Annotated in this window: 5 protein-coding genes and 1 pseudogene; 2 read left to right on the top strand and 4 right to left on the bottom strand. The window is 42.3% G+C overall.

The features are described from left to right. Positions 1 to 454: 454 nt before the first annotated feature. Positions 455 to 4,642, bottom strand: coding sequence for an acyl-CoA dehydratase activase (locus AT15_RS09275; protein WP_068348855.1), 4,188 nt, complete (start codon positions 4,640 to 4,642; stop codon positions 455 to 457). A gap of 121 nt (positions 4,643 to 4,763) precedes the next feature. Further along, complete coding sequence (locus AT15_RS09270) at positions 4,764 to 6,044, bottom strand: phenylacetate--CoA ligase family protein (protein ID WP_068348852.1); 1,281 nt, start codon at positions 6,042 to 6,044, stop codon at positions 4,764 to 4,766. A gap of 120 nt (positions 6,045 to 6,164) precedes the next feature. On the opposite strand from AT15_RS09270, the gene AT15_RS09265 reads away from it, so the two are divergent. Further along, on the top strand, positions 6,165 to 7,451 hold the full coding sequence (locus tag AT15_RS09265) for a PhoPQ-activated protein PqaA family protein (protein ID WP_068348848.1): 1,287 nt from the start codon (positions 6,165 to 6,167) through the stop codon (positions 7,449 to 7,451). Between the two features lie 214 nt (positions 7,452 to 7,665). On the opposite strand, the gene AT15_RS09260 is transcribed toward AT15_RS09265, so the two are convergent. Beyond that, a complete protein-coding gene (locus AT15_RS09260; RefSeq protein WP_068348845.1) occupies positions 7,666 to 8,835 on the bottom strand; it encodes a glycosyltransferase family 2 protein in 1,170 nt (389 codons plus the stop codon). A 127-nt stretch (positions 8,836 to 8,962) separates the two neighbouring features. Between AT15_RS09260 and AT15_RS09255 the strand changes: the two genes are divergently transcribed. Beyond that, a complete protein-coding gene (locus tag AT15_RS09255; RefSeq protein WP_068348842.1) occupies positions 8,963 to 9,289 on the top strand; it encodes a MerR family transcriptional regulator in 327 nt (108 codons plus the stop codon). Here the strand turns inward: AT15_RS09255 and AT15_RS10450 are convergent. Beyond that, positions 9,269 to 9,444, bottom strand: a pseudogene (locus AT15_RS10450) (IS110 family transposase); the annotation flags it as partial. The gene AT15_RS09255 and the pseudogene AT15_RS10450 overlap by 21 nt on opposite strands.

Here is a 9,444-nt window from a genome sequence, read left to right as displayed (position 1 = left end):
CATCGCATAGCTTCAATAAAACGGAAAGTTTCAAGATGCTCTTGTCGGAATAAGCCTTTCTTCTACCTCTGCCTTGTTTGTTAACGAAGTTAGAGGGCAAAAGCTTGTCTAATTGCTCAATAATTTACAATATCGCTTTTTGTAAGTTCTTGTGGTACCATTCATTTGGGCCTCCTTTCTTATGTTGGGATATTTCAATGGTACCACCATTGGAATTTGGGAGGCCCACTTTTTTCGCGACACCCTATTCTTAGTATACAATCACCTGATTTTACCGAGCAGCATAAAAAACTGTAAAAAATCAAAACTTGTATCTATTTTCAAGATACAGAGTTTCACCGTCAAAAAGATCACACAGAATATCTTTTTCTATAAACTGTCTCCGAAGACATCAAGCACAATAAATACATTCCCACAATTGTTTTGTAATTAGCCCGCCTATTAGCGAAAACCCCTACTTAGCATTAAGCGCATTTTGTTTATAGTCCTTGAATCTTTTAACCTGTACTATGAAGGCTTCGATCTTGCTTTCTATGATGGGTGGGAAGGGATTGCCATCAGATTCTATATGAATTATCGGAGCATTCCCGAGATCTTCCAGGTGCTTTTTAAAAGCGCCTTTTTTTATAATCGCCTCGGCTATTCGGCTGGGCATACAGCCAAAGGGTCCTATTGAAATCACGCCATCGTACCTTTCGCCGATTTCGGAGATAGCCGTTCCCACTGTGAGTATTGCTTCACCCGTCAATCGGGGGTGCAGGTGATCTTTCGCCGCTTTGATCGCTTTTTCCACATCCATCATGTGCATTTCGTAAAAGTCTGTTTTTTCCAATATCTTCTTCACTTTCATCTCTATATACTTTTTGAAGAGAATTTCAACTCTTTTCTTCAACCTTTCGATATGGGTTGAATTTGATGAAGTCAGTTTTTTGAGGAATAGGTAATCCGTGTAGTATATCCACTCATGCACTGAGGATATGTGGGTTATTATCCCGTTTTCAGCGAATGCATCTTCCAGCCTCTTTCGGGAAAATTCGTCTTTTCTCACATAGATTTCGCCTGTTATCAGCACTTTTGGCGTTTCAGCATAGCTTTTGCTTTTTTCTATGGATGCGATGAGTTTCGCCGCGTCTTCGAGTCTCCCGAAGAAAGCGGGCAAAGAATCGTTGGCAAAACTATCCAGTATTTCTTCTTTTGCCTTTTCAAGCAATTGCTTTGCTTTTGTTCTGTCTTTTGCAAGGACTTTTATCGTGTTTTCGATATCAGTTAAGACATCGGAAACGATAACAGCTGTCCAGATTCGCAATTTGAACGAAAGCCCCAAGCCTGCATAGGCATTCTCTGAATTCAGGCTTAGCAATGCGACGTTATCAGCGTGGTTGTTGTCCAGCCAAAGGTCCATAAAGACTTTATACTGCCCAAAACGGCACGGCCCCATTGTTTCGGGCATGAAATAGAGGATGATTTTGTCATCGTTCTTTCCATGGTTGTTTCTGTTCAGGTATTTTATAAGGCTTCCGAGAGTGAGCTGAAGGGGCAGGCATTCTTTGGAAAGGGAATTGCTTCTGCCAAGTTTAAACTCTTCGATACCCGGTACAGAGCATATTTCAGTTTCCACTTTGTGGTATTTGAATGTAGCAGCCAGGCATTTTGAGCTGAACTCACCCATTGATGGAATAACTAACCGGATTTTTTCATGGTTTATTGGAAAGGTTTTGCCATCAGGCGTTATGACCTTTAATTCTCCCATTTTCAGCTCTGTAATGGGCCTTAAAGCCTTCTTCTTTTCTTTCGAGATGGAGGCTTTAAGGTAGCTTTTAGCCACGTCGATAAAGGCTTCTATCCTCGTTTCTATGCCCGCATCAGCTGTATGGCTGTCCAATTCCAGAATCAGGGAGGGTTTATCGCCCATGATATCCCTGAAATAGGAGATTATGAAAGAATCAGGCCCGCAGCTGAAATTTGTGATATACACGGCGAACAGTTTGGGATGTTTTTTCACATATCTCGCGGCTTTTGTTATCATCTCTCCCCAGGTCCAGTACATGTTTCTGTATCCTTCTTCGCTTTCATATGGCAAAGCATCGAAGTTTATTATAGGGACACCCCTGGAGGCGAATTTGTCAGGAATTCCCATGTTGGCATGTGAGGTGAAAGCGTTGTAAGATCTTCCAAAAAGCGCTATGCCAAATTCCTCATTCTCCAGTTTTTTCAGGAAACTCTCTCCTATTTTCTTCATCCTGCCTTTCAATGCTTCAAAGTTTTCCAGGCTCTCAAGGTATGCTTTTTTGCCTTCTTCGTTCTTTAGCCCGAGCTTTTCAGCGATTTTCCCAAAGCTTTCGGCTTCGTTTTCATACCCATTTGAAAAGTCGAGGTTCGCTTCCAGAAGATTTCGGGATTCAAGGTCTGGAAATGCGGATTTGAGATAATCGGGCTCGCTCTGCACAAAGGGACAGAAAACGTTGTAGTTTCGGGAATTTTCCACCCTTATTCCCCTTATCCTTGGGAGGAAGATATAATCGGGGTTTTTCAAAAGGAGATCGTACATATAGCCGTGTGACATTTCCACAGGGAAGCAGAACTCCGTGTTTTTCAGATCCCAGCCCCTTTTGTCTGAAACCTCTGGGATCACTATTTTGAACCCGAGGTTCTTGAAGAAGCGATAGAACAGCGGAAACAACTTGGTCATAGCCAGCGACCTGCTGATTCCTATGGTTTTTTCGCCAGAGTTTTCTTTCATATCGAAGATCAGTTCTTCTCTCTTTTTGACATAATCGTATTTCGGGGTATTCGTCACCACATGCCTGGCTACATTTTCATAGCGATTGCAGGCTCCGCCGAAGGGGAATCTCTTGCCATTTATCTTGATGATTCTTATCTCGCATTTCCTATCGCAGTTATTTTCCCCGCCCGGGCAAATGAAAGTTCCCTTGTATTGCACTTCCCTGTTTGCAAGCTCGCGAAGGTCGAATATTCCAGGCTTCAAGAACTCTTTCCCTATATACTCTTTAACTATCAGCGCGACACCGTACGCACCCATCAGTCCGGGCTGGGGAGGTATCACGATTTTTCTGCCGGTAAGCGCGGCCATCGCAACGGGAACTGCGTGGTTGTAACACACCCCACCCTGCATGATGATTTTCTTTCCCACCGGTCTGTTTCCCTTTACCCTGTTCAGGTAATTCATGCATATCGAATAGACCAGCCCGGCACATATGTCCTCTTTTGACAGGCCTTCGTGAATGGCGGTTTTCACATCGCTGCTTATGAAAGCCGCGCACTGGTCGCTGAAGTTGGGGGGATTTTCGCTTTTTAGGGCCAGATCCCCTATGTCCTTGTAATGCACCTCCAGTGATTCTCTGGTAGCCTCTTCCAGGAATGACCCCGTTCCAGCGGAACAGGCTTCGTTCATGCTGTAATCAGTGGGAACGCGGTTCACGAGATATGTATATTTGGCGTCCTGACCACCGATTTCAAATATCGTATCCACTTCAGGATCGAAATATGCGGCGGCTTTGGCATGGGCACTTATTTCGTTGTAAACCGCATTGGTTTGTGCGTGCAAGCCAACTATCTTGCGGCCGGAACCGGTTACCCCTACTCCAACGATCCTGAGGTCGATTCCATTTAATTGCTCAATCAGCTCGTTATAGCAGTTTCTCGCCGCCTTGATCGGATCTCCCAAAGTTCTCAAATACGAACCCGTAAGTATCGCATTGTCTTTCAGCCTCAGCAGTATTGCTTTGGTGGTCGTCGAACCTACATCCACACCGAGGATGCATTCATCGCCATCTTGTGCTTTTTTGAAGTTCATTTTTTTGAATTCCACCATGTTGAGGAACTTCTTCAAGGGCTCGTGCTTGGAAAAGCTCGATGGGCTTTCCACGAATATCTTATTCGGGACTTTAAAAGATGTGCCGTTTCTCTTTCCCCATATATGCGCGCCAAAAGCTTCAAAAAAGAGGGCTTCATCGGGAATCACCAAATCAACATGCTTTAAGAGGTACTTAACCATTACTTTGTTCCTGGCGGTTCCACCAACAAGCATTATTCTCTTCACGTCGCTTTTGTGGACAAGCTCCATTATTTTCTCTGCCATGACTTTTCCAAGACCGTTCAGAATCAGTTCTTTTGGGACACATTTATTGAGGGCGTGTGTACAGTCGCTTTTGCAAAAGACAGTGCATCTGGATGAGAGTTCATAGGCTTCGTCAACATTTATGGAATTGGCAAAGTCGAGTGATACATCCATTCTCTTCAGCTGTTGCAAAAAGAATTCTCCTGTACCCGATGCGCATTTGTTGCCGGTGTATATTTCAGATATCGAGCCTTTTTTGTTGAGCTTGTAGAGTATGAAATTCTCACCGCCGGCACTTACGATGGCTTCCACAGCGCCGTACTTTTCCTTGAGGGCATTGTAAGCCACTTCTGTCGCTACAACCTCGGGTATTTGAGAGAGCTTGACCATCTTTTTGGCTTTTCTGCCAGTGACGATAACATTTCCATTTTTCAGGAAACGCGGTATCAATTCCTTCAAAATTTCCATGGGGTTGCCATGGTGAGAAAGGTTCTCACCACTGATACCATCATAATATGAGATACTGCTCGATCCCACACATACGCCTATGTTTTTTGAGTCCATTCCCCCACACCCTCACTTGAGCTTGTTTGCTTTCCGAGCTCATGAGATTTTCCGAATTACCAGTTTTAGGAACTCCCGTTTTGTTTTACAAGTGTTCCCTTTGTGGTATAGTATATACCATTTACCGTGGCCTCAGGTCAATTAGTTTGGGAATCTTCCTCCTGATGCGGGAATCGAGAGATTCGAATTTTGTTTCAACTATGATCTCGCCTTTTTCGATAGTATCCAGGATGAAAGTATCGAGCTTTTTCAAATCGGTTTTTGAGCCTTCTGTAACCCGTATTCTTATGCAGTCAATGCCTTCCCTGGTATCAATTTCCACGCCAAGGAACACGCCTTCAACCACTGCTTTTGAGAAATATCCGGGATAAAGGTTATTTCCGGCTGCTTTGAACATATCGTCTTTTCTGCCGAGGATATAGTCTATCTTCTCAGTACCCAAAGAACAGTGGCAGCTATCGTGTACAAATCTCGTTATATCTCCTATTCTGTATCTGATCAAAGGCATAGAGTGAAAAGCAAGCGTTGTTACAGCGAGCTCGCCATATCCCTTTTGATCTGGATCTATTATTTCAACCCAGAACATGAGGTCGTTGAAGTGATAGCCTTTTCCTTCTTCGCACTCCATTGCAAAGGTCCCGCCGAATTCCGTTGCGCCGTAACCATTGATGACGTCCGCATTCCATACGCTTTTAATCCATTCTTTTGTTTTTGTGGGAATGTGTTGTGCCCCTGTTAGAAACCACCTGATCTTCGGAAGTTCACTATTATACTCTTCGGCGAGTTTTGTAATTATGATCAATGATGATGGCAATATTCCGACTATTGAAGGCTTGTACGTCAAGATCTTTTCAAAAATGACTTCTGCTTTCTGATGGCCCACAGGAATTGCGGGAACACCAAGCATTCCAAGGGCGTTTTGAATGATCAAACCCGGGACCCAGATTCCGTAGCTGTAAGCGTTGAGGTAAAGGTCATTCTTTTCCATACCCATTTTTTCAAAGCCTTGAGCTGTGGAAAAGGCTAAAAGAAGGAAGTCTTCATATGTGAATCCGACCCTCTTTGGTTTTCCCGAACTGCCAGAGGTTTCAAAATAAATATCGGGTTTTTGGCAGATGAAGTCTTCTGAATGGCTTTCTAACTGCTCAGGATAAGTAAAGAAGTCACCAAGATCTTCTGGAGTTTTCACATTTTTGAGATTGTATCTTTCAAGATGTTCCCGGTAGAATTTCGATTTCCGGGATACTTCTCGCAGGATTAATTTAAAAGCTTCTTCCCTGTAAGTTTTCTTAAAGCTTTCTTTGTTATACAGGCTTGCTCCGAGTTTCCAGTTCCAGGGAATTCTGTACCCGGAACGAAAGCCCGATGCTTTAATAACACGCCTTATCAGCCATCTGTTCATTTAATCAGCTCCGTTTAACTATTTAATCTTAACATAACGAGTTCTTGATTAATAAAACTATGGAAAAAACCTTGACTTTGGAAATTCATTCGATGTATAACCTTTTAGGGGGGGATGATAGTGAAAAGAGTCCTTTGCTTGCTTTTCATATTTTTACTCGGTCTTTCCGTAGTTTTGGGGGTTAGCATAATGAGTTTCCTTGCTCGCGATGAACTTCCAAAAACACTCGAAGAGGCGGACTTTGAGGTTGTAATTCCGCCAGGCACAGGATCACCGGGCTTTGGTGTTTTTTCTTTCAAAGCTTTCAACTGGAAAGGTGTTAGCTGGAAGAATCACCTTCTCATAATAAAGCCCGAAGCCCTCAGGTCAAGATATGCTTTGCTGTTTATAACCGGTGATTACAAAATAGATAACGGGCTTCTTGAGGTTTTTAACACTATAGCTATTCAGAATGGAGCTTATGTAGTGGTTTTATATGATATTCCCAACCAGCCTCTTTTCAATGACTATCGTGAGGATTGGCTTATAGCTTATACCTTTTCAAAATTTCTGGAAACAGGTGACTATGAATGGCCGTTGCTCCTGCCTATGGTGAGAAGCACGATTACTGCAATGAATATGATTACTGATTACGCAAAGAAAGAAGGTTTTGAAATAGAAGGTTTTATATTATCTGGCGCTTCCAAGAGAGGCTGGACAACATGGCTAACAGCTGCCTTTGACAACCGCGTTAAAGCCATAGCTCCCATAGCTTTTGACAATTTGAATATCAAGGAGCAGATGAAGCATCAACTCGAATTTTGGGGGGCATACAGTAAATCTATAGCAGAATATGTTAATACTGGCATTTTGAACGATCTGGAAGACCCCAAAAGAATTGCTCTTTTGCAGTACGTTGATCCTTACGCTTACAGGGAACATTTAGATATCCCAAAGCTCATAATCGTCGGGACTAATGACCCCTACTGGCCTGTAAATGCTGCTACGCTGTACTTCGATGGGCTCCCGGGTGAAAAAGGAATGGTATATGCTCCAAATATGGGGCATGGCGCTGAAATTTCTCGAACGGTACAGGCAATAGGAGCGCTTTTTGCTAATCTTGATGAAGGAGCATCGCTTCCTGAAATCATGGCAACATATTCAACAAACGCATCGGAAACAGAAATCCATATTGACATTTCCATCAAACCCAAAGATTGGAAGATATCCGAAGTCAGGTTGTTTTTCGCAAATTCACAGATAAGAGATTTTCGGAATGCAAGATTTGATTACATACCTCTTGGGAAAGCTGAAAACATGGCTGCTACATTTTCCATAAAAGGATACACAGCAACTTATATAGAAGTTGTATTTCAGAGAAAAGGAAGGGCAGTGTCTATATCAACTCCCATAAGAGTTTTTCCCTGAGCGATAAAGCATTTTGCTTTTGAAATTTAAACAGGCCCTTTTGGGCCTGTTTAGCTTTTTGAAGGGTTTAAATTAGTTTTTCGAAGACTCTTAAAAGCTTTTCTGCTATCGATTTCCATGTGAATTTTTAGCTGCAAGCTTTTTGACATAAGTGCCGCTACCAGAGCCATATAATGGAACAGAGTACAACATCAATATTCGCAAAGTCCTTACCTCAAATGTTCTGTGTAATTTCTCTCCATGAGTTTGTTGTTTTTAGAAAATCACTGATAATATCGGCATTTTTCTTATACAGAAACGGAATCTTTGCATTCTCCATACAAGCGCTAAAGGCTTCTTTGTCGTTTTCAGAAAGGTATCGCATCGCCATCATTCTGGAATGTTCTATTATTCTGTCTTCGAGATCATCTTGCATGAAAACCCCCGGATATGGCAAAAATTCTTCAAAAGCGATTTTTTGAACCTTTTCGCTCTGTAAATGCCCCCGATATTTTTCGCGCAAGTACAAAAACCTGTAAATATCTTCTCTTGCCTTCTTCCAGTCCGGGGTCTTCTTTTCAGGTGGATAATGTTCTATAAACAATTCAGGGTCAAAATAGAATCTGTATCCAAACATACGGGCGTTGAAAACATAGTCCATGTCTTCTCCGCGATTCACATATGGGTCAAAGCAAACGCTTTTCATCACATCTTTTGAGATGACCATATTCCCACCAAGCGCAACCATGGTTGCTTTGAATCTTGGCTTTTCTCTTATCAAGCGCTCGAAGGTTTCATTGAATACTGCAGTTTTAGGCCACCATTTGAGTTCCCAGAATTTAGAGAAGTCCTGCTTGTCTTCTTTGTAATACCCAGCTTTTCCAAGGATTGTGCCGTTGTCTTCAGCTATTGAATACATTCCTTCTTCCGATTTATCAAAATAGTTTTTATCAGTGAGAAGTTCATCGTCGTCCAAAAAGATGCCTATATCGCTTTTTGTTTCGAGTGCTGCGAGCAGGCAGAGGTTTCTTATCTGTGAGTAACTGTCTGGCTCGATGGGAAAGAAGCTATGAATTCCCTTTTCATCCAATTTATTTTTCAAATTGTTCAGCCATGAATAAGAGCACAGTTTGAGTTCCATTTTGTTCGAATACCCTTCAAGGTAGGATTCGAGTAAATCTTCAACTTTATCTCTGAGATCCTTTCTGTTTGCAATTCCAACTATTCTTACGGGTATTTCCCCTCTTTTGATTTCCTCAAACTCCAGGAGGTTGTTCAACAACCTGGCGAGAGTGCCTTTACTGTTTAGTGGGGTCGGATGATCAAAAACGATCTCTTCGCTGCCATCTGCTGGACCCCAGTATGTAGGGATAACTACGCACTTTTTAATTTGAATCGCCTCCAATCATGAGCATAGAAAAAGAGTCCGCTCTTTAACTATTTTATTTTACTTCATCTCTGTTGACTCTTACGTTGCGTAAATCTATATAATAGGTTTGAAGCGCTTCAATTTGCACAAAGGAGATGGTTCTATGCCCGGATTGAAGAGAATAGGAGATCTCGCATGCGAATACAACATTTCAAACAGAACGCTCAGGTATTACGAAGAGTTGGGATTGTTGGAGAGCATAAGGGATAAAGACTCTCAATACAGATATTACGATGAAAAGGCAGCAGAAAAATTAGAGCAGATCCTCATTTTAAGAAGGCTCGATTTTTCTGTTAAGGAAATACAGTTCCTGTTCTCTTCGGCAGGTATTGAAGATGTTATTTCGATTCTGAAAAACAAGCTAAAAGATCTGGCAGAGCAAAGGGCTTTACTCACCTACTATGTCAAGTCAAGGAGACAATCTGCCTGAATCCGTTCCCAAATGGCAGTTTGTTTGAGCAACAGAATCAAGCAGGGAGAACCTTTCATCTGTCCTTCTTTCAGTTCCCTGTGTGTTTGTTTTTGTTGTATAATTTGACTGAGGGCTCTTGTTCCCACGCGAGGACAAAAAGAGTTCCTCATCGT

It is taken from the genome of Kosmotoga arenicorallina S304, from assembly GCF_001636545.1.
GTDB lineage: Bacteria > Thermotogota > Thermotogae > Petrotogales > Kosmotogaceae > Kosmotoga_B > Kosmotoga_B arenicorallina.
The sequence above is the reverse complement of the archived record's forward strand: the minus strand, read 5'-3'. Positions and strand labels throughout refer to the sequence as shown.